This is a genomic window from Vitreoscilla sp. C1, from assembly GCF_002951955.2.
GTDB lineage: Bacteria > Pseudomonadota > Gammaproteobacteria > Burkholderiales > Neisseriaceae > Vitreoscilla > Vitreoscilla stercoraria.
Genome location: NZ_CP019644.2, coordinates 687,463 through 706,188, shown reverse-complemented (window position 1 = coordinate 706,188; position 18,726 = coordinate 687,463). Strand labels below are relative to the sequence as shown.

Annotated in this window: 19 protein-coding genes; 10 read left to right on the top strand and 9 right to left on the bottom strand. The window is 46.2% G+C overall.

Features of this window, described 5'->3' with window-relative positions; translation table 11 throughout:
* Positions 1–51: 51 nt before the first annotated feature.
* The 3 genes from ADP71_RS03420 to gatC all read right to left on the bottom strand — a co-directional run bounded on the left by ADP71_RS03420 (position 52) and on the right by gatC (position 3,814).
* Positions 52–1,953, bottom strand: coding sequence for a 3'-5' exonuclease (locus ADP71_RS03420; protein WP_171460886.1), 1,902 nt, complete (start codon positions 1,951–1,953; stop codon positions 52–54).
* Positions 1,954–2,056: 103 nt separating this feature from the next.
* The gene (gene gatA, locus ADP71_RS03415) at positions 2,057–3,505 is read right to left on the bottom strand and encodes an Asp-tRNA(Asn)/Glu-tRNA(Gln) amidotransferase subunit GatA (protein ID WP_019958695.1); all 1,449 of its coding nucleotides are present in this window, start codon (positions 3,503–3,505) and stop codon (positions 2,057–2,059) included.
* 21 nt (positions 3,506–3,526) lie between these two features.
* A complete protein-coding gene (gene gatC / locus ADP71_RS03410; RefSeq protein WP_019958694.1) occupies positions 3,527–3,814 on the bottom strand; it encodes an Asp-tRNA(Asn)/Glu-tRNA(Gln) amidotransferase subunit GatC in 288 nt (95 codons plus the stop codon).
* 239 nt (positions 3,815–4,053) lie between these two features.
* Between gatC and ADP71_RS03405 the strand changes: the two genes are divergently transcribed.
* Genes ADP71_RS03405 through rodA form a run of 5 tightly spaced genes read left to right on the top strand, consistent with a single transcriptional unit; the run spans position 4,054 to position 9,736 of the window.
* Complete coding sequence (locus tag ADP71_RS03405) at positions 4,054–5,094, top strand: rod shape-determining protein (RefSeq protein WP_019958693.1); 1,041 nt, start codon at positions 4,054–4,056, stop codon at positions 5,092–5,094.
* Positions 5,095–5,140: 46 nt separating this feature from the next.
* Complete coding sequence (gene mreC / locus ADP71_RS03400; protein WP_019958692.1) at positions 5,141–6,064, top strand: rod shape-determining protein MreC; 924 nt, start codon at positions 5,141–5,143, stop codon at positions 6,062–6,064.
* Positions 6,061–6,567 (top strand): rod shape-determining protein MreD, encoded by a 507-nt coding sequence (mreD, locus tag ADP71_RS03395; protein WP_051083023.1) that lies wholly within the window; start codon positions 6,061–6,063, stop codon positions 6,565–6,567. Before mreC ends, mreD begins: the two co-directional genes overlap by 4 nt.
* Positions 6,564–8,618 carry a penicillin-binding protein 2 gene (mrdA, locus tag ADP71_RS03390; RefSeq protein WP_019958690.1) on the top strand — a complete coding sequence of 685 codons (2,055 nt, stop codon included), beginning with the start codon at positions 6,564–6,566 and terminating at the stop codon, positions 8,616–8,618. Before mreD ends, mrdA begins: the two co-directional genes overlap by 4 nt.
* On the top strand, positions 8,615–9,736 hold the full coding sequence (gene rodA, locus ADP71_RS03385; protein ID WP_026353607.1) for a rod shape-determining protein RodA: 1,122 nt from the start codon (positions 8,615–8,617) through the stop codon (positions 9,734–9,736). The genes mrdA and rodA overlap by 4 nt, the downstream gene beginning before the upstream one ends.
* Here the strand turns inward: rodA and ADP71_RS03380 are convergent.
* From ADP71_RS03380 to ADP71_RS03360, 5 genes are read right to left on the bottom strand one after another with little or no spacing between them, the layout of a single operon-like run.
* Positions 9,733–10,269: a hypothetical protein gene (locus ADP71_RS03380; RefSeq protein ID WP_019958688.1), complete on the bottom strand. Its 537-nt coding sequence runs from the start codon at positions 10,267–10,269 to the stop codon at positions 9,733–9,735. The genes rodA and ADP71_RS03380 overlap by 4 nt on opposite strands.
* 1 nt (position 10,270) lies before the next feature.
* On the bottom strand, positions 10,271–10,834 hold the full coding sequence (locus tag ADP71_RS03375) for a DUF2062 domain-containing protein (RefSeq protein WP_019958687.1): 564 nt from the start codon (positions 10,832–10,834) through the stop codon (positions 10,271–10,273).
* Positions 10,835–10,837: 3 nt separating this feature from the next.
* Positions 10,838–11,470 (bottom strand): UPF0149 family protein, encoded by a 633-nt coding sequence (locus ADP71_RS03370; RefSeq protein WP_104931502.1) that lies wholly within the window; start codon positions 11,468–11,470, stop codon positions 10,838–10,840.
* Positions 11,467–12,255 carry a TrmH family RNA methyltransferase gene (locus tag ADP71_RS03365; protein ID WP_104931501.1) on the bottom strand — a complete coding sequence of 263 codons (789 nt, stop codon included), beginning with the start codon at positions 12,253–12,255 and terminating at the stop codon, positions 11,467–11,469. The genes ADP71_RS03370 and ADP71_RS03365 overlap by 4 nt, the downstream gene beginning before the upstream one ends.
* A 2-nt stretch (positions 12,256–12,257) precedes the next feature.
* A complete protein-coding gene (locus ADP71_RS03360) occupies positions 12,258–13,205 on the bottom strand; it encodes a tRNA dihydrouridine synthase (RefSeq protein WP_104931500.1) in 948 nt (315 codons plus the stop codon).
* A 264-nt stretch (positions 13,206–13,469) separates the two neighbouring features.
* On the opposite strand from ADP71_RS03360, the gene msrA reads away from it, so the two are divergent.
* Genes msrA through ADP71_RS03340 form a run of 4 tightly spaced genes read left to right on the top strand, consistent with a single transcriptional unit; the run spans position 13,470 to position 17,234 of the window.
* A complete protein-coding gene (msrA, locus tag ADP71_RS03355) occupies positions 13,470–13,997 on the top strand; it encodes a peptide-methionine (S)-S-oxide reductase MsrA (RefSeq protein ID WP_104931499.1) in 528 nt (175 codons plus the stop codon).
* A 55-nt stretch (positions 13,998–14,052) separates the two neighbouring features.
* Positions 14,053–14,943: an NAD(+) kinase gene (locus ADP71_RS03350; protein ID WP_019958682.1), complete on the top strand. Its 891-nt coding sequence runs from the start codon at positions 14,053–14,055 to the stop codon at positions 14,941–14,943.
* Positions 14,944–14,951: 8 nt separating this feature from the next.
* Positions 14,952–16,622, top strand: a complete 1,671-nt coding sequence (gene recN / locus ADP71_RS03345) for a DNA repair protein RecN (protein ID WP_019958681.1) — start codon at positions 14,952–14,954, stop codon at positions 16,620–16,622.
* 9 nt (positions 16,623–16,631) lie between these two features.
* Positions 16,632–17,234 (top strand): HD domain-containing protein, encoded by a 603-nt coding sequence (locus tag ADP71_RS03340; RefSeq protein WP_019958680.1) that lies wholly within the window; start codon positions 16,632–16,634, stop codon positions 17,232–17,234.
* A gap of 51 nt (positions 17,235–17,285) precedes the next feature.
* On the opposite strand, the gene coq7 is transcribed toward ADP71_RS03340, so the two are convergent.
* Positions 17,286–17,894 (bottom strand): 2-polyprenyl-3-methyl-6-methoxy-1,4-benzoquinone monooxygenase, encoded by a 609-nt coding sequence (coq7, locus tag ADP71_RS03335; RefSeq protein ID WP_443089125.1) that lies wholly within the window; start codon positions 17,892–17,894, stop codon positions 17,286–17,288.
* 286 nt (positions 17,895–18,180) lie between these two features.
* Here coq7 and ppa point away from each other — a divergent pair, with 286 nt between their 5' ends.
* On the top strand, positions 18,181–18,705 hold the full coding sequence (gene ppa, locus ADP71_RS03330) for an inorganic diphosphatase (RefSeq protein WP_171460885.1): 525 nt from the start codon (positions 18,181–18,183) through the stop codon (positions 18,703–18,705).
* Positions 18,706–18,726 lie beyond the last annotated feature (21 nt).

Genomic DNA, 18,726 nt, shown 5'->3' with positions numbered 1-18,726 from the left:
TATTCAGATTACAGGCGTCCTGTAAACGGGTGTTACTTAAAAATCTGGGGGTTATGAAGCCAAATCAGTGGCTTGTTTGAGCAATTTTTTGACAAACACGCCACGACCTTTGGCTTCTTCTGCCTCGCTGACAGAACCCGTGACCACCAATACTTGCTGTGCACGGGTCATGCCTACATACAATACTTTGGCGTCCGACGCAGTGCGTTTGGCTTCTGGTGCCAAGCTGCCCACACCCACCACGACCACATGTGTGAATTCCAAACCTTTAGACGATTGCAACGTCATGATGGCGACGCTGTTGTCGTCTGGCAAATACGCTTTTTTGGCTTTGCTATCGACCAAAATTTGTGTGGCCACATTCACCTGTTTGAAAGCGTCCTGTAAAGGTTTGGCTTGTTCCAAAGTCACCACCAAAATCGCCATTTTGTGCAAAGCCACACCTTCGGCTTGCCAAGAGACTATTTGCTGTTTGGCTTGGGTGATTTCCTCACTGAACGATGGCAGGCGGTAAAACACAGGTTTCGGACCAGACACGCCACCGGACTCAGGTAAAACCAAAGGAATGTGGTCGTCGTCTTTGCTGTCTGCACCGGTTAAATATTCGCTGGCAAACTCATACGCAAAATGCAAAATTTCACGCGTATTGCGGTAATTCATTTTCAAAATCGAAGTGCGGCCTTGTGCTTTGATGCCGACACTGGACAAAGTAAAATTCAAACCACCACGACGGTAAATCGATTGTGCATCGTCGTATAACAATAACAAATTGCCATCGTCTATATCCACCATTTTGGCCACAGCTTGCAGCCACTCAGGCTCAAAATCGTGGCCTTCATCTATCATTACTGCGCCATATTGTTCACGTGAAATCCTACCATCTTCCACCGCCGCCAACATAGTGGCAACTTGGCGTTTGTAAATCGGCTCAGAGCCTTCGATGGTAGCAATATGGTGTTTTTTCAGTTGCTCAATACACCAACCATTAAAATGGTGGACTTGGACTTTGTCGCCCAAGCCTTTATTTTGCAACATCGTCTTTAATTTGACCGCCAAAACAACGTTGTAACACAAGACCAAAATCGGTTTGCTCAACATTTGCGCCAAATATTGACAATGGTAAGCCAAAATCAAGGTTTTTCCCGAACCTGCCACACCATGAATCACCCGATGTCCCGCACCCAAATTGCGTGCCAATTGCTCTTGCTGCAAATCCATGACTTTGATTTTATCAGGCAAAGACATGGCACTAGCGTCCTGTAAAACCTCTAGCGATGGCTCATCATCAAACAAATTGGTTTGTGACAATTGCAAATCAATGCGCAATTCTGGATACAAATGCCAACGCACACGGTTGATTTCGTCCTCACTCAAACGCTGCCCAAATTGATACGGGAACATGTCCCACAATTTGTTTTGAAATGCCTCGTCATCCACATCATCACGCAAATCTTCTTGGTACAACACCAAATGGTCGGGTAAGACCAAATTGCGGCTGTCTTCGGGCAAGGCATTTTCCATTTGACTGCGCAAGACTTTGGAAAAAATCACCCCACAACCATACGGCATTTTCAATTGTCCCAAACGATGGGCGGCCGTTTGCTGTAAAACAGGGTCGGCTTTCAATTGATTGACCAAGGCAAAAGCACAACCACGCACTTGTGCCAAAGGATTGGGATCGGTGCGCAAACCATTGCTGGTTAAGCGTTGAATGTCATTGGGATTGATGGATTTGAAAGTTTTCGGCTCCCAATCTTTCACCTCCAAAAACAACAAGCCTTTTTGCGGATGCAACACGATGAAATCAGGATAGCGGCGTTTTTTGCCCACTGCCACGTCATACCACACCAAACATTCATCGCCTAATTTGCGTCGCAAAACCTCTGCCACACGCCGCTCACCTGCCGTACCGCGACCTTTGAGTTGATTCAAATTGGGGATAATGATGGCCATAAGCGCGACGTCCTAAGCATGAAAACAGGTTTAAGGAATACTACTTGTCCAATAGATGTTTACAGGACGCTTAAAACAGCGTCCTGTAAACACGATGAATACCTTACGCAGGTGTGCGTGTGTGGTAGTCACTGTTCAATTGGATTTGATGTGCCACGTTTAACAATTTGGCTTCCGCAAAATAATTGCCAAACAATTGCATGCCAATTGGCAAACCGTCTTGACTGAAGCCTGCTGGTACGCTGATGCCCGGCAAACCCGCCAAATTCAACGATGTCGTAAACACATCACTCAAATACATTTGTACGGGGTCTTTGGTTTGACTGCCAATGGCAGGGGCTGCCGTTGGTGAAGCTGGCGCCAAAATCACATCGCATTGCTCAAAAGCGGCCTGAAAGTCATTCGACACCAAGCGACGCAATTGTTGTGCTTTAACGTAATAGGCATCGTAATAACCATGTGACAATACATAAGTACCCATCATGATGCGACGTTTCACTTCTTCGCCAAAACCTTCAGCGCGGTTTTTGCTGTAAAACTCATCCAAAGACTCAAAACTATCAGTGCGATGACCATAACGCACGCCATCAAAACGTGACAAATTGGTCGACGCTTCGGCTGTCGCAATCACATAATACGCAGGAATCACAAATTCGGTTTGACGCAAGCTGATGTCTACCATTTGTGCACCCAAAGATTTGAGCAAATCAACGGTATTTTGCACGGTTGCCGCCACATCTGCATTCAGGCCGCCTTCTAAATACTCTTTTGGCAAACCCACGCGCAAACCGGTCAATGGCAAGTTCAAATCGCGCATATAATCTTCTTTGGCACGCTCCAAACTGGTCGAGTCACGTTCATCAAAGCCTGCCATCGCATTCAACAGCAAAGCGCAATCTTCTGCCGTTTGTGCCATCGGACCGGCTTGATCCAAACTCGAAGCATAAGCGACCATACCAAAACGGCTGATAATGCCATAAGTGGGTTTGATACCTGTCACACCGCAATGCGCCGCAGGTTGACGAATAGAGCCGCCTGTATCTGAACCCAAAGCCGCAGGTGCCAAACGAGCCGCCACAGCCGCAGCAGAGCCTCCACTTGAGCCGCCCGGAACGTGATTTAAATTCCACGGATTGCGTGTGATGCCAAAGAAAGATGACTCACTGGTAGAACCCATGGCAAACTCATCCATGTTCACTTTACCCAAGCTGACCATGCCATGGTTGCGCACGTTTTGTACTACGTGTGCGGTATAAGGGGCGATAAAGTTCTCTAACATCTTCGAACCACAAGACGTCGTCCAACCTTCTTCACAGAAATTGGCCTTGACCGCAATAGGCACACCTGTGAGCAAACTGTCGGTGCCACTTTGCAAACGCTCATCTGCTTTTTGCGCTTGCGCTAAAGTTCTGTCTGCATCCAAATGAATGTAAGCATTGATTGCTGGATTGTGTTCTTGAATTTGATTTAAGTAATCTTGTGCCAACTCAGTGGCTGAAATTTGTTTGCTTTGCAACAAATCGCTGCATTGCTTCACGCTTAATGGTTTCATGTCGCTGTCTCTTTGCGCGGTTTAATCAATGACTTTAGGGACCAAATACAGGCCGTCTTGAACAAGTGGTGCATGCTCTTGGTAGCGTTCACGCTGGTTGCTTTCGCTTACCACATCGTCACGCAAGCGCAAAGCCACTTCATGTGGATGGCGCATAGGCTCAACACCCTCAGTAGGAATGGCTTGCATTTTCTCAAGCATGGTAAAGACATTGTTCAATTGAATTTCCACAGCATTCAACTCTTCATCGCTTAAATGCAAGCGGGACAAGCGTGCAATTTTTTGCACATCACTGGTGGTTAACGCCATGAGAATATCCTTCACCTTCAATAGTATTTAAATAATACGTTAAACTGGCAGCCTGATGCTTAGCAAGCGGCATAAACTCAGGTATGATACACGCTTTTGGTTTTAGGCTACCGTTACAGGCGAGAATTATAACCGATTTTCACCAATGGGTAAGCCTTAGCCTGCTATACTGCATTGCAGCAAATCACTTGCTTATTAAATATTAATCACGGACCAATTAACCCTTTCAGGAAACTCCGATGTTGCGCTTTTTAACCCGCTTTTTTTCAAACGATTTAGCCATTGACCTTGGCACTGCTAACACTCTGATCTACATCAAAGGCAAAGACATCGTCTTAAACGAGCCGTCGGTTGTCGCCATGCACATCAATCCAAATTCCAACAAAGACGAAACATTGGCCGTAGGCACAGATGCGAAAAAAATGTTGGGTCGTACACCAGGCTCGATTCAAGCCATTCGTCCAATGAAAGACGGTGTGATTGCTGACTTCAATGTGACCGAACGCATGTTGAAAGCTTTTATTCGCAAAGTGAATAACGGCAAACTGTCTGCACCGCCTCGCATCGTCATTTGTGTACCTTGTGGTTCAACCCAAGTAGAACGCAAAGCCATTCGCGACTCAGCCTTAGCTGCAGGTGCTTCTAGCGTGAATTTGATTGAAGAGCCTATGGCTGCGGCTATTGGTGCAGGCTTACCGATTGAAGAACCAACAGGTTCTATGGTGGTGGATATTGGTGGCGGTACCACTGAAGTAGGTGTTGTGTCTTTGAGTGGCTTGGTTTATTCACACTCTATTCGTGTGGGCGGCGATGCATTTGATGAAGCCATCATCAACTATGTGCGTCGTAACTACGGTATGTTGATTGGTGAAGCCACTGCTGAACAAATCAAAAAAGAAATCGGTACGGCTTTTCCTGGTGCTGAAGTGCGTGAAATCGAAGTCAAAGGTCGTAACTTGGCTGAAGGCATTCCGCGTTCATTCACCATCACATCTAATGAAGTTTTGGAAGCTTTGTCTGAACCTTTGAACCAAATCGTACAAGCGGTGAAAAATGCTTTGGAACAAACCCCACCAGAATTAGGTGGTGACATTGCAGAACGTGGTCCTGTTTTGACTGGTGGCGGTGCTTTATTGCGCGACATCGACCGTTTATTGGCAGAAGAAACTGGCTTGCCTGTTAACATTGCAGACGATCCCTTGACTTGTGTGGCACGCGGCTCTGGCTTGGCTTTAGATAAAATTGGTAAATTAAATTCCATTTTTGTGGTCAATCCTTAATATATCGTCATTAATATATCGTCATTTTTGAATATAGTCATTGTAGATGTCTGAATCATTACAATTTAACCAACGACGCCTGCACCCACTAACCAAGTTGGTGCTCTTGGTGTTGTTGGCTTCTATCTTGCTCATCACCGACAAACGTGTCGATGCGGTGAAGCAAATGCGCAGCCAATTGGCCAGCATTTTTTATCCCATTCAATGGGCTGCTAACCAACCTGTCAATTGGTATAACAGCCTTAACCAACATTTTGCAGAACAAAATCAATTGGTACAAACCAATCAAGCTTTGCATGCCGAAAATGCCCGTTTGAAAACTGAGTTAAGCCAATTAAAAGGCATCAACAACAGTGTCGATGAAATCACTGCCAATGAGCGCCTGAAAGATTTGCTGTCCTTACCCACCACCGATGCCAAAATCGTCCATGTGGGCATAGAACCTTTTCCGACACATTATTTATTGGACAAAGGCAGCCAACACGGTGTTCAGGTCGGTCAAGCAGTCGTGACGGCTGCAGGTCTATTAGGGCAAATTACGTCTGTGGGTAACCGACATTCTGAATTGACTTTGCTCAACAATGCGCAAAACGTCATTCCTGTTATGGTCGCTCGTACGGGTGTACGCAGCTTGTTGTATGGCAATTTAGAAGACTTGGAATTGCGCTACTTCCCTGTCAGCGCCGATTTGCAAAAAGACGATGTTTTGGTCACATCAGGCATGGACAATGTGTATCCAGCGGGCATTCCCGTAGCCACAATTACCTCGATTACCCCTACTAGCGGCACCCCTTTCTACAAAACAACCACAGCAGCCACGGCCAATTTGACCAGCGTGCGCTCAGTTTTGATTTTAGAAAGCAAGCCGGTTGTTTATTTGAATGAAGCTGAATCAGCCAATGTTGCGACTGCATCCGCCGTCTCTGCTGCATCTGCGCCTATTAAGACCGAAAGTGCTCCTGCTCCATGACCGCATACAGCTCTTCTAATCCATATAAAGTTTCAGGACGCTTTATCACCACAACATTTGTTGCGGCGATTATGTTTGACTTGATTGCTTGGCCAAGAGAGTATTTTTTCTGGCTGCCTGAAGCATGCTTATTGGTATTGATTTATTGGGTTTTACACCGACCTGAAAGCATCAATATTGGCATCGCCTTTTGTATCGGCTTGGTGATGGATTTGTCTTTAAGCTCACCCTTAGGACAACATGCCATCAGTTACAGCATTATTGCTTTTTTAGCCAGCCAGCAACACCGACAACTCTTGCTATACCATTATGGTTTCCAAGCCATTGCCGTAGGTGGTTTTTTCTTATTACACGCAGGCATTATGATATTGGTGCGTCTGTTTTATGACCAAATCTTTTACGGTTGGTTGTATTTCACGCCTGCCATTACGGTGGCCATATTATGGCCTTTACTTAACACATTGATGGTTGGCATCATGCATTGGCGGCAAAATAAACGATGAAATCTTTGCGTGAATACCAAAGCAGATTCAAACAAAGAAACCAACGTGACTTCCAATTGCGCCTTTTGGTTTCCTTTGTTGTTGTGCTGATTTTAAGTGTGGTTTTGATTGTGCGTTTTGCTTATTTACAAGTTGAAAAACACGATGAATTCGTGCAACGAGCTACCAGCAACCGCGTTTCTGTCATTCCGACACCGCCTATTCGAGGTGAAATTACTGACGTCAATGGCGTCGTTTTGGCACGCAATTATCCTGCTTATTCTTTGGAAATCATCCCAAGCAAAATCGAAAGCAAATTCGATGATTTGGTGGTGCAATTACAAAAATATGTCACGGTTTCTGACGCAGATATCAAGCGTTACCGCCGCATGCGCGCGCAAAGTCGTGCTTATGAAAACATTCCTTTGAAATTGAAACTGTCTATCGACGAAGCCAGTGCTTTGGCACCAGAGCTGTATCAATTTCCGGGCGTTGAAATCAATGCTCGTACGTTCCGTGAATACCCTTATGGCAAGCTCACCGCTCATATCTTAGGTTATATTGGCCGTATTAGCACCAAAGACTTGGATAAACTCAGTGAAGACGGTCGTCAAGATTTGTACCGAGGTACCACACATATTGGCAAACTTGGTTTGGAATCCTATTACGAGCCTCAATTACATGGTATCCCGGGCATGCAAGAAGTGGAAAAAGATGCCACAGGTAATATTGTCCGCGTCCTGAACAAAATGCCAGCGCAAACAGGGCAAACCTTGCGTTTGGCTTTGGATATTCGTGTACAACAAGAAGCTGACCGTTTGCTTGGTAACCGTCGTGGTGCGGTGGTGGCCATCGACCCACAAACAGGCGGTATTTTGGCCTTGGTATCCAAGCCAACGTTTGACCCCAATTTGTTCATTGACGGCATTGATACCGAGTCGTGGAAAGCTTTGAATGAGAACTGGGAAACACCCATGCTCAATCGCACCACGCAAGGTTTATATCCACCAGGCTCAACCTTCAAACCTTTCATGGCCATGGCCATGTTAGAAAGCGGCAAGTTGACCCAAACCAGTATTGTGCCCGCTCCTGGTGCATGGAGTATTCCTGGCACCAAACACGTGTACCGCGATTCGGTAAAATCCGGTTACGCCCCAATGAATTTACAACGTGCCATTACGGTTTCATCCGATACCTTCTTTTACCGCATCGGTTATGAAATGGGTATTAATATGGTAGCGCCCCACTTAAGACGCTTTGGCTTGGGTGAGCGCACTGGCATTGATTTGCCCAATGAAAATCGTGGCATTTTGCCTACCAAAGAATGGAAAGCCGAACGCTTCAAAAAAGGCAAGCCGCGAGAACGCGAATGGCATCCTTCAGAAATGGTGTCTATTAGTATTGGACAAGGTTATAACACTTATACTCCTTTACAAATGGCACATGCCACAGCCACTTTGGCCAATAATGGTGTGTCTTTCAGGCCGCATGTGGTCAAAGAATTACACAACCATCAAACGCGTGAAATCACTTTGGTCGATCCCAAACCTGAAGCTGTTTTGCCCTACCAACAAAACAATTTTAACTATGTCAAACAAGGCATGCAAAACGTGTTGCGACCAGGTGGTACTGCTTGGCGTGTGGGATCAGGCTTGCAATACAGTATGGCAGGCAAAACAGGAACGGCACAGGTGAAAAGTATTGCACAAGGGGCAACATACAATGCCGCAGCCTTGGCGGAACGTCACCGTGACCACGCTTGGTTTATTGCCTTTGCACCTGTGGAAAATCCTAAAATTGCCATTGCCGTGATTTTAGAAAATGGTGGTTGGGGTGCCACTGCCGCTCCGATTGCTCGCCAGCTTTCTGATTTTTACTTATTGAAAGTTTTAGGCAACAAAGGTTCTAGCGATGATTTGCGCATACCACAAGCCAATACTGTCTTGGCAGACGAAACCTTAATTTCCAGCAACAGTAAAGACAATAAAACCACCCACGCGCAAACTTCTTTACAGGCCGCTTTCCAATCTGCACAAAAAATACCTCGTGCAGCATCAGGTGTGACCCCATGACTTCCAATCACCCACTCAAACGCTTATACGATATTTTTATCGCACCTATGGATCGATGGTTATTACTGTCTATCTTAATCATTTACATCATGAGCTTGTTTTTGCTCTATTCTGCTGACGGTGGCCAATTTTTCCAATTAGAGAAAAAAACCCTACATACTTTCCTAGGCTTCATGCTGTTGTGGGGCTTATCGCGTATCAAACCGCAAATGCTCGCGAGCTTGGCTTTGCCAGCGTATATTGGTGGCGTCATTTTATTATTGGGCGTAGAGTTTTTTGGTGTCAGCGTCAACGGTGCCAAGCGCTGGTTGGACATCGGTCCCTTGCGCATTCAACCTTCTGAAATCATGAAAATTGGTTTACCCATGATGGTGGCAGCTTATTTTCAACGCTATGATACCGAATTGCGTTGGTACCATTATTTAGGTGCTTTGGGCATTATTGGTCTGCCTGTAGGTTTGATTTTAGACCAACCTGATTTGGGTACAGCCGTATTGATTGGCGCATCTGGTATTTTTGTGATGTTTTTTGCTGGCTTGTCTTGGCGCGTGGTTTTTGTCACCATTGTTTTAGCAGTCTTATCCATGCCGTTGATGTGGGAATATGGCATGCACGAATACCAACGTGTTCGAGTCAGAACGTTGTTTAATCCCGCAGCAGACCCTTTGGGCGCAGGCTATCACATCATCCAATCCATGATTGCCATTGGTTCAGGCGGCGTGTGGGGCAAAGGATGGCTCAATGGCACACAAACCCATTTAGACTATATTCCTGAGTCCACAACCGACTTTATTTTTGCCGTTTATGCCGAAGAATTTGGTTTGATAGGCAATATTTTATTAGTCGCAGTGTATGTGTTTATTGTCGTTCGTGGTTTGATTATCAGTGCCAATTCGCGCACTTTGTATGAACGTACTGTGGCAGGAGCTTTCACGATGACAGTGTTTTGTTATGCGTTCGTGAATATTGGCATGGTCAGCGGCATTTTGCCTGTGGTGGGCGTGCCTTTGCCTTTGGTCAGCTATGGCGGTACGGCAACTTTATCGGTGATGATTATGCTTGGAATGTTAATGAGTATTCACAGCAATCAAACCCGCGGCAATCAATCCAAATATTAAACTTTGTGCACGCCACAACGACTGTGTTGTGGCAACAAACTTAAATGATAAGGATGGCGTAAAAACGGCTGCACACATCGAGTTAATTGTGGCAGCCGTTTTTGTAAAGCATCGACCTGTAAATATGTAGCCGCAAAATAATGAGCAACGACTTCCGCTTGTTGCTCCATATTCAATTGGGCAAACGCAGGCAAATCTTGCCCTTCTTGCCAATAACGGTAAGCACGGGCATGAACATATCCCGCTTGGCCAAACAAACAAACACCTGACAATAAAACCGAAAACCCACGTTGGTATTGCCACACATGCGTCATTTCATGCATGAACCATATTTTCAAATGCACGGGTGCTTGTGAAAAATCGGCGCAATACGCCGATTTGGGAAAGTAAATACAACCATTGGGTGCCACGGCTGCACGGCTGAAAGTTTGCCACCAAGCACCAAAGACCAAACGCACAGAGGCATAATCAACAGCGTCCTGAAACATCCAACGCGCCAATTGCATTTCGCCCGTGGTCAATTTACGCTTCATTTTATTTCAATCGCTCATGCCGAGAGCGCCAACGACTGACGGTACGGCAACGCCAACCGCCGCGTACCAACACATAGCCTATCACAGCCAGACTTCCCGAAAACAATGGGACGCCTAGCATCAAATATTTGGCTTGTTCAGCCAAAGCCGCGCGCAAATCCGAACCACCTGCTTCAATCACCACTTTCCAATCCGAAAATGCCATTAAAGTGTGTCCAGGCTCAGCCAAAACATGAAAGCCCAATTGATAAGCCAAATAATACAAAGGCAGATACGTCAACGGATTGGTATATAGAGTCATGGCCAAAGAAATAGGCAAATTGGCACGCAATACATACGCCAAAATCAATGCCATCAACATTTGCGTAGGCCCTGGCATCATGCCTGCAAACAAGCCAATGGCCACAGCCAACGCCACTTTGCGACGCGAGGCGACCCAAAAATAAGGCTTGTTGAAATACGGAGCCAAAGGTTTTAACCAACGCTTGGCAAAGATTTCATCGTGCGTTGGGACTTTGTCTCGCAACGCATGCCATTTTTGACGCCACCAACTTTGTCGCAACATGTTTTAGACTTCTTTAGCGCAACAGGCTTTGTATTTTTTGCCGCTGTTACAAGGACAAGGGTCATTGCGACCGACTTTTTCACCACGGAAAATCGTTTGTGGCTTGTTTTGCACCGCTTTCCAATAATGGAAGAATTGCTCTGCGGTGGCGGCCAATTGTTCAGCCGATTCTTTGCGCTCTTTTGGGCTAATGTCTATGCCTTCTTCATCATAAATGCCTGCTGTCACCATCATTGGATAAAACGCATCTTCAAACTCTTCATCGTTTGCTGCCTCAAACCAATCGGTATTGACCACATCCAAAGCAAACAAATAAGCGTTCGCCCAAGTTTGGTAATCAAGCTCACCGTCTTCATCGTCTTCAAGCAACAAAGTCAACTCGCGCGCTTCCAATTGCGCTGCCCATGCATCGCTCAATTGACGAATCAATTCCAAAATTTGCGCTTTTTGTGCATCAGAGAACAAATTTTCATCACCCAAAATCTCAGGCATCCAATCTTCCAATTGAATGTCATCGGGACCCGACAACACCGCGCACATGAAGCCTTGCACTTCATCCACGCGCATGGTGTCACCGTCAATATACGGGTGCAATAAAGTGGCTAATTGTTGTTGTAAGGCTAAAATATCACTCATGGTTTACTTCTCAATCGTTGTCGTTGTTGTTCAAAAATACAAATGGTGGCAGCCATCGCCACATTCAAGGATTCTGTCTGTGCATGCATTGGAATGTGAACACTCTTTGCACAATATTGCAAAAGCCCAGTGCTAATACCCGCGCCTTCGTTGCCCATCACCCACACGCCATCTTCACACAAATCCAAATCATACACGCTGTCGCTCTCTTGCTTCAAAGCTGTCATCCACAAGCGTCCTGTAAAGTTTTGCGTCCAATCAATAGCATCGACATCGGTGTAAATGGGCAGCGTAAAATGCCCACCCATCGCAGCGCGCAAAACTTTGGGCGACCAAGCATCGGCACAGCCTTGGCTTAACACGAGCCAATCCAAACCCACTGCCGCTGCGCTGCGAATGATGGTGCCAATGTTGCCTGGGTCTTGTACGTCTTCTAACAACATGCCATTGCCAGAAATTGGCAACACATCGTTTACAGGACGCTTGATGACACTGATGATGTCATCGGCTTCGGTCAAAGCCGTGATTTTGCTTAAAGCATCTCCTGTCACTACATACACCACGCCTGCTGGCAGCAAGCGCAATAATTTGGCCACTTCCACATCGCTGCTGCGCTTTTCCGACACAAACACTTGCTCAGGAAACGCACCTGTTTGCAAATACGCTTGCAACACATGCACGCCTTCCATCGCCGCCAAACCCAATTGACGGCGCACTTTCGCTTGCTTGAGCAATTTGCCCAAGCGTTTTAATGACTCGTTTTGAGCCGATTGAATCAAATACATTTTCAGGACGCTTTCAAAACCGTTCTAATTTCATCATTGCCTTTTAACGGGCGAATCGCTTCAAACAAAACATGCGCTTGTGGATAAACCAATTTCATCATCGCCACCCATTGTTTCAAACGTGCCATCGGATATTTGGAGTCGCCCGCCTTGATACAACACAACTCAAAAAACAAGCGCACCCAATGCATGATTTCAGGCCAATCCATTTCAGTGACAGTTTGACCTTGTTCGTACAACATGATTTGACGCGCCAAATCAGGACGACGCACAGCGCCGCGACCGAGCATCACACTGTCGCAGCCCGATTGTGCTTTGATGGCAATGTAATCGTCTAAACTGAACACATCGCCATTGGCAATCACAGGAATGTTCAAAGCCTCGCGAATACGGTGAATGTATTGCCAATGTGCAGGCGGCTCATAGCCTTCGATTTTGGTGCGTGCATGCACCGCCACTTCACACGCACCGCCGTCAGCAATCGCTTGAGCGCAATCTAAAAATAAATCCTTGCTTTCATAACCCAAGCGCATTTTGGCGCTCAATGGCACCAATTCTGGCAAGGCTTGGCGCACAGTAGATACGATTTCCAACATGCGTTCAGGCTCTTTCAAAAGCACCGCACCGCCTTGATGGCGATTGACTGTGGGTGCAGGACAGCCAAAATTAATATCAATTTTTTGCGCCCCATAACGCACTGCTTCTAAGGCATTGAGTGCCATGTTTTCAGCATCTGAGCCTAAAATTTGCACCGTACACGGCACACCTGCAAACGTTTTGGCATCGTGTTCCAATTCAGGAATCAACTTCATCCACATGCCACGCCCATGCACCGTGTGCGTGATGCGCACAAATTCGCTCACACAAGCGTCCAACCCACCCATGCGGGTCAATAAGTCGCGCATCACATCGTCCACCAAACCTTGCATTGGTGCTAGAATCAAACGCATTGAATCTTCCTTTATCAATAGCCCGCTATTTTACCCTGACATGAGCACACTCGCCCAACGCTATTTCAATCTTTATGCTTCAAACAAGCGTTGCCAAACCATCTTCTCAATTCATTTTGAGACGATTGCAGTCATGAAAATCTTCATGGCATTGACCTTGAGAAAATTGCCATCATATCCATACCCTATGCCAAGAGATATGATGCAAAATATGTGTGCTCATTGAGTGCATTTGAATTGGAATGAACTGGAAAGGATTTTAATATGCAAACAGCCATTTTAGCTGGTGGATGTTTTTGGTGTTTGGAGGCAGTATTCTCTCAATTACAAGGCGTCCTGAATGTCAAAAGCGGCTACATCAACGGCCACACACGCCATCCCACTTATCGAGAAGTGTGCACTGGCAATACGGGGCATGCTGAAGCGGTTAAAATTGATTTTGATGAAAATATCATTCGTTATGATGAAGTTTTGGATGTCTTTTTCACCATCCATGATCCCACCACATTGAACCGTCAAGGTCATGATGCCGGTACGCAATACCGCTCAGGTATTTATTATTTGAACGAGGAACAAAAACAACAAGCGCAAAACAATTTAGCGGCTTTGCAATACGACATTCCCGAACCGATTGTCACCGAAATTGTGGCTGCGCAAACGTTTTATCCTGCTGAAAACGAACACGATGATTATTTTTTTGAAAATCCTTACCAAGGCTATTGCCAAGTGGTGATTGCACCGAAAGTACAACAAGCGAAACAACAATTTGCACATTTATGGCGTACAGCATGATGCTGTTTGTAAGACTTTGCGGTAAAGTGACGCTGCTTAGACACATTGGAGCCCCATGCTTTCTACTCAATTTCAACGCATAGGCATTGCTTGCCGCATCGCAACACCTGAGGCGTTTGGACCTGTCAGCAAAATCGTCCAAACCTTGCTAGATGATGGCTTAGAAGTGTATTTGGACGAAGACAATTACCATGACTTGGCGCAAATGCCGCAAATTGAGCATTGCCAAATCGTCAGCAAAAGCGATTTAGGCCGCCATTGCCATGTGGTGATGGTATTGGGTGGCGATGGTACATTTTTGTCAGTCGCGCGCAAAATTGCCCCATTTTATGTGCCCATCATTGGCATTAATTTGGGTCGCTTGGGCTTTTTAACCCAAGTACCCGTGGAAACCTTGGCCACTGATTTGCGCAATATTTTGAGTGGCAAATACTTGCCTGAAGATTTGATTTTGCTAGAAAGCAAAGTGGTGCGTGATGACAAAACCATCAAGCAATCTTTGGCTTTGAACGATGTGGTGTTGTCGCGCGGTGGCTTGGGGCAAATGGTCGAATTTGAAGTGTTCATCAATCGCCAATTTGTCTATACACAACGAAGCGATGGTTTGATTGTATCCACGCCCACAGGCTCGACGGCTTACTCTTTAGCGGCAGGTGGTCCGATTTTACAATCGTCGATGCATGCTTTGGCTTTGGTGCCAATTTGCCCACAATCGATGACCAACCGTCCGATTGTCATTTCAGACACCAGCGAAATTGAAATCATGTTGACCAAAGGCATGGATGCCCGCGTGCATTTTGATGGACAGTCGTTTATCGATTTGCAAAAACTCGATCGCATCATCATTCGCCGTTATCGCAATACTTTGCGGGTATTACACCCAACCGATTACCATTATTACCGTACTTTGCGCACCAAGTTGCATTGGGGCGAACAACTCGTCTAGGGACGTTTATGCTGCTTGCCTTATCTTTAAAAGATTTTGTCATTGTTGACCAATTACATCTGAATTTTCAATCAGGTTTGACTGTGATTACCGGTGAAACGGGCGCGGGCAAATCCATTACTTTGGATGCTTTGGGCTTATTATTAGGCGACAAAGCCGATTTTTCACAAGTGCGGGTGGGTCAAAAAGAAGCCCAATTGTCCGCTTTGTTCGACATCACGGCATTGCATGCTTTACAGGACGCTTTGCGCGAACAAGGCTTAATGCAAGACGATGAAGACAAGCAATTGAGCATTCGCCGCATCATTGATGCCAAAGGCAAAAGCCGCAGCTTTATCAATGGTCAAACCGTCACTTTAAGCCAATTGCGTGACATGGGCGCGCATTTGGTCGACATCCACGGACAAAACGCCCACCAATCGTTGAACAAAGAAGCGATGCAACGGCAATTGCTTGATGCTTTTGCAGGCGCGCAAGAATTGTCATTGTCGGTCAAGCACGCTTATCAAACATGGCAACAAGCGCAAAAAGATTTACAGGACGCTTTGAATTCTGGTGAACAATTGGCTTTGGAGCAAGAACGTTTGCAATGGCAATTGCAAGACTTGGAACAACACCAATTGTCTGCCAAAGAATGGGACGAACTCAATCAAAGCCACGATGCTTTGGCGCATGCTGCGGACATTTTAGAAGCGGCGCAATGGGTAGATGAAGCGATAGATGGCGCAAGCAGCGTGCAGCAACGCCTCTACCAATGCCAACAACGCTTGAGCCATTTGGCGCAACACGAACCACGTTTTCAAGAAAGTTTGCCATTGCTTTTGGCAGTAGAAGCGGAATTGGCAGAAGTGGCCTCGAGCATGCGTGATGTGTGCGCTGATGTCGACATCAATCCACAAGAATTGGCTGTCCAAGCCGAACGCATTCAAACTTTAAACACCTTGGCACGCAAATACCGGGTCGAGCCACCAGAATTGTTTGCCAAGCAACAAAGCTTACAGGACGCTTTAAATCAATTGGAAGCCGCAGGCGATACGGAGGCTTTAGAACAAGCGGTTAACAAAACCCAAGCAGCTTTTGAAACACTTGCCCAGCAATTGAGCGCCAAACGCCAACAAGCGGCACAACTATTGGCGGCTGAAACCACCGAGCGCATGCAAGAATTGGCGATGAATGGTTCACGTTTTGCCATAGAATTACTGGCATCCAACGCAGGCTCACATGGTTTGGAACACGTCCAATTTCTGGTGGCTGCTAACAAAGGCAATCCTTTGCGGCCCATGGCAAAAGTGGCTTCAGGTGGCGAATTGTCACGCATTTCTTTGGCATTGCAAGTGGTCACCAGCCGTTTGCAAAGCGTGCCGACGTTGATTTTTGATGAGGTAGACAGCGGTATTGGCGGGCGTGTGGCCGAAGTGGTGGGCAAATCATTGCGCCAATTGGGGCAACATTACCAAGTGTTGGCCATTACCCATTTGCCGCAAGTGGCTGCGTTTGGCAACCAACATTGGCAAGTGAGCAAACGCGATGTGGGCGAAACCACATTGAGCCAATTGCTGGAATTGGTGGACGATGCACGCACCGAAGAAATTGCGCGCATGCTCGGTGGCGAAACCATCACCACCACCACGCGCGAACATGCCAAAGAAATGTTAATCCAAGCAGCTGCCGCCATTTAAGAGCACGACATGGATAATGTGGCGTATTTGCAAACCATGTGGCAAACGCTGTGGCAACAGACACCGCGTCTTGCACCTGAGCTGGCGCCCATCATCGCTGCGTATCAACAGCCGCAACGCCACTATCACACCACCCAACATTTGCGCGAATGTCTGCAATATTGGCACACTTGCCAACAGGCAATGCCCAATGCATTTGCCATTGGTGTGGCGTTGTTTTACCACGATGTGGTGTATGAGCCTCAGCGCCAAGACAATGAAACGCAAAGTGTCGCATGGATGCACCATCATTTACAGGACGCTTTAGACCCGCACACACTGCAAACCATCGCCACTTTAATCATGGACACACAAAACCATCAGGCCTCTTTGGGCGAAATCAGCGCATGGATGTTGGACATTGATTTGAGTATTTTGGGTGCCAATGCGCGACGTTTTGCCGAATATGAAGCGCAAATCCGCCAAGAATACCGCTTTGTGCCTGCGATGTTATACCGCTATCGCCGCCGCCAAGTCTTACAAACATTGGCACAACGCTCGCCTTTGTTTCAAACCCCCTACTTTCAACAACAGCTTGGCGCACAAGCACAAATCAATTTAAGCGGCCTGTAAAAAAACAAGCGGCCTGTAACATTGACAGGACGCTTGTTGGAACACCATCTCTCAAATTTTATAACTGATGCTTGTCATCACTTTTGACATCGCTTCCATCACCATTTTCACAGGCAAAGGCAAAGGCGCTGCACCAAAATCATGCGCCATTTCAGCATGTTTCATTTCATCTTCACGCATTTGCGTCACCACCGCACGGCTTTTGGCATCTTGTGCAGGCAACGCTTCCAAATGTTCTTCTAAATGCTTGGTCACTTGTTTTTCGGTTTCTTCTAAAAAGCCCAAATTCCATTTGTCGCCCAACACACCTGCCGCCACACCAATGGCCAAAGATGACGCATACCAAACAGGATTGAGCAAACTCACACGCCCGCCCAATTCCTGAATGCGTTTTTCTGTCCACGCCAAATGTTCTACTTCTTCTTGCGCAGCATGCTGCAAAGCTTCACGATTGCTTTGGTCGCGTGCGGTCATAGACTGCCCTTGATACAACGCTTGCGCACACACTTCACCAACATGATTCACACGCATCAAACCCAAAGCATGTTGACGCTCGTCTTCGTCCATCTCCCCTTCTTGTATGCCTTGATCGGGATAAGGACGCGTGGTTTGGGCAGGCGCCAATAAGGTGCGCAACACGATGTCTACGTTTTCAATCATGCGATCGGGCAACACGGCAATCTCCTTTTTATTCCATCTATTACCAATAAAATCAATGACACAAGCTTTATCTGATTTTTCAGCTTGCATTAAGCAAAGTATTTTACCGCAAAAACCCTGCACTTGTGCGGTGCATCAGTTTTGGATAAAAACAAATTTAAATCAAACTGTGTTGCATCAAAAAAATTTGGTTTTTTATCCTATCCTCACCTTGTTTAAGCATCGCTTACAGGTTTGATACTGTTATAATGTTACTGTTTTATCCTTCAACCATTTTGAGAACATAATGAACATTAATGCTATCAAACCTGCTACCAGCATTCCAGACGATTTCAATGTTGTGATTGAAATTTCTGCCAATGCAGCACCGATTAAATATGAATTCGACAAAGAAATTGGCGCTATTTGTGTAGACCGTTTCATGGGCACCTCTATGATGTACCCTGCCAACTACGGTTTCGTGCCTAACACTTTGTCTGGTGATGGCGATCCTTGCGACGTCTTGGTTGCTACCCCATTCCCATTGCCATCTGGCGTTGTGGTTCGTTGCCGTGCTTTGGGCGTGTTGAAAATGGAAGATGACGGCGGTGTAGATGCCAAAATCGTAGCCGTTCCAGTAGAAAAATTGTGCCCGATGTACAAAGACATCCAAAAATTGGAAGACTTACCACAATTGTTGCGCGACCAAATCAAACATTTCTTTGAACATTACAAAGATTTGGAAAAAGGCAAATGGGTTAAGATTCAAGGCTGGGAAGGCATTGAAGCGGCAACCGAAGAATTAGAGTCTGGTATTAAAAACTTCAAATAAGTTTGTAATCTGTATAAAAGC

What these genes read in the sequence shown, in the direction of transcription:
- ADP71_RS03420 (WP_171460886.1), bottom strand. Translation starts at nt 1,953, where the DNA reads ATGGCCATCATTATCCCCAATTTGAATCAACTCAAAGGTCGCGGTACG.
- gatA (WP_019958695.1), bottom strand. Translation starts at nt 3,505, where the DNA reads ATGAAACCATTAAGCGTGAAGCAATGCAGCGATTTGTTGCAAAGCAAA.
- gatC (WP_019958694.1), bottom strand. Translation starts at nt 3,814, where the DNA reads ATGGCGTTAACCACCAGTGATGTGCAAAAAATTGCACGCTTGTCCCGC.
- ADP71_RS03405 (WP_019958693.1), top strand. Translation starts at nt 4,054, where the DNA reads ATGTTGCGCTTTTTAACCCGCTTTTTTTCAAACGATTTAGCCATTGAC.
- mreC (WP_019958692.1), top strand. Translation starts at nt 5,141, where the DNA reads ATGTCTGAATCATTACAATTTAACCAACGACGCCTGCACCCACTAACC.
- mreD (WP_051083023.1), top strand. Translation starts at nt 6,061, where the DNA reads ATGACCGCATACAGCTCTTCTAATCCATATAAAGTTTCAGGACGCTTT.
- mrdA (WP_019958690.1), top strand. Translation starts at nt 6,564, where the DNA reads ATGAAATCTTTGCGTGAATACCAAAGCAGATTCAAACAAAGAAACCAA.
- rodA (WP_026353607.1), top strand. Translation starts at nt 8,615, where the DNA reads ATGACTTCCAATCACCCACTCAAACGCTTATACGATATTTTTATCGCA.
- ADP71_RS03380 (WP_019958688.1), bottom strand. Translation starts at nt 10,269, where the DNA reads ATGAAGCGTAAATTGACCACGGGCGAAATGCAATTGGCGCGTTGGATG.
- ADP71_RS03375 (WP_019958687.1), bottom strand. Translation starts at nt 10,834, where the DNA reads ATGTTGCGACAAAGTTGGTGGCGTCAAAAATGGCATGCGTTGCGAGAC.
- ADP71_RS03370 (WP_104931502.1), bottom strand. Translation starts at nt 11,470, where the DNA reads ATGAGTGATATTTTAGCCTTACAACAACAATTAGCCACTTTATTGCAC.
- ADP71_RS03365 (WP_104931501.1), bottom strand. Translation starts at nt 12,255, where the DNA reads ATGTATTTGATTCAATCGGCTCAAAACGAGTCATTAAAACGCTTGGGC.
- ADP71_RS03360 (WP_104931500.1), bottom strand. Translation starts at nt 13,205, where the DNA reads ATGCGTTTGATTCTAGCACCAATGCAAGGTTTGGTGGACGATGTGATG.
- msrA (WP_104931499.1), top strand. Translation starts at nt 13,470, where the DNA reads ATGCAAACAGCCATTTTAGCTGGTGGATGTTTTTGGTGTTTGGAGGCA.
- ADP71_RS03350 (WP_019958682.1), top strand. Translation starts at nt 14,053, where the DNA reads ATGCTTTCTACTCAATTTCAACGCATAGGCATTGCTTGCCGCATCGCA.
- recN (WP_019958681.1), top strand. Translation starts at nt 14,952, where the DNA reads ATGCTGCTTGCCTTATCTTTAAAAGATTTTGTCATTGTTGACCAATTA.
- ADP71_RS03340 (WP_019958680.1), top strand. Translation starts at nt 16,632, where the DNA reads ATGGATAATGTGGCGTATTTGCAAACCATGTGGCAAACGCTGTGGCAA.
- coq7 (WP_443089125.1), bottom strand. Translation starts at nt 17,894, where the DNA reads ATGATTGAAAACGTAGACATCGTGTTGCGCACCTTATTGGCGCCTGCC.
- ppa (WP_171460885.1), top strand. Translation starts at nt 18,181, where the DNA reads ATGAACATTAATGCTATCAAACCTGCTACCAGCATTCCAGACGATTTC.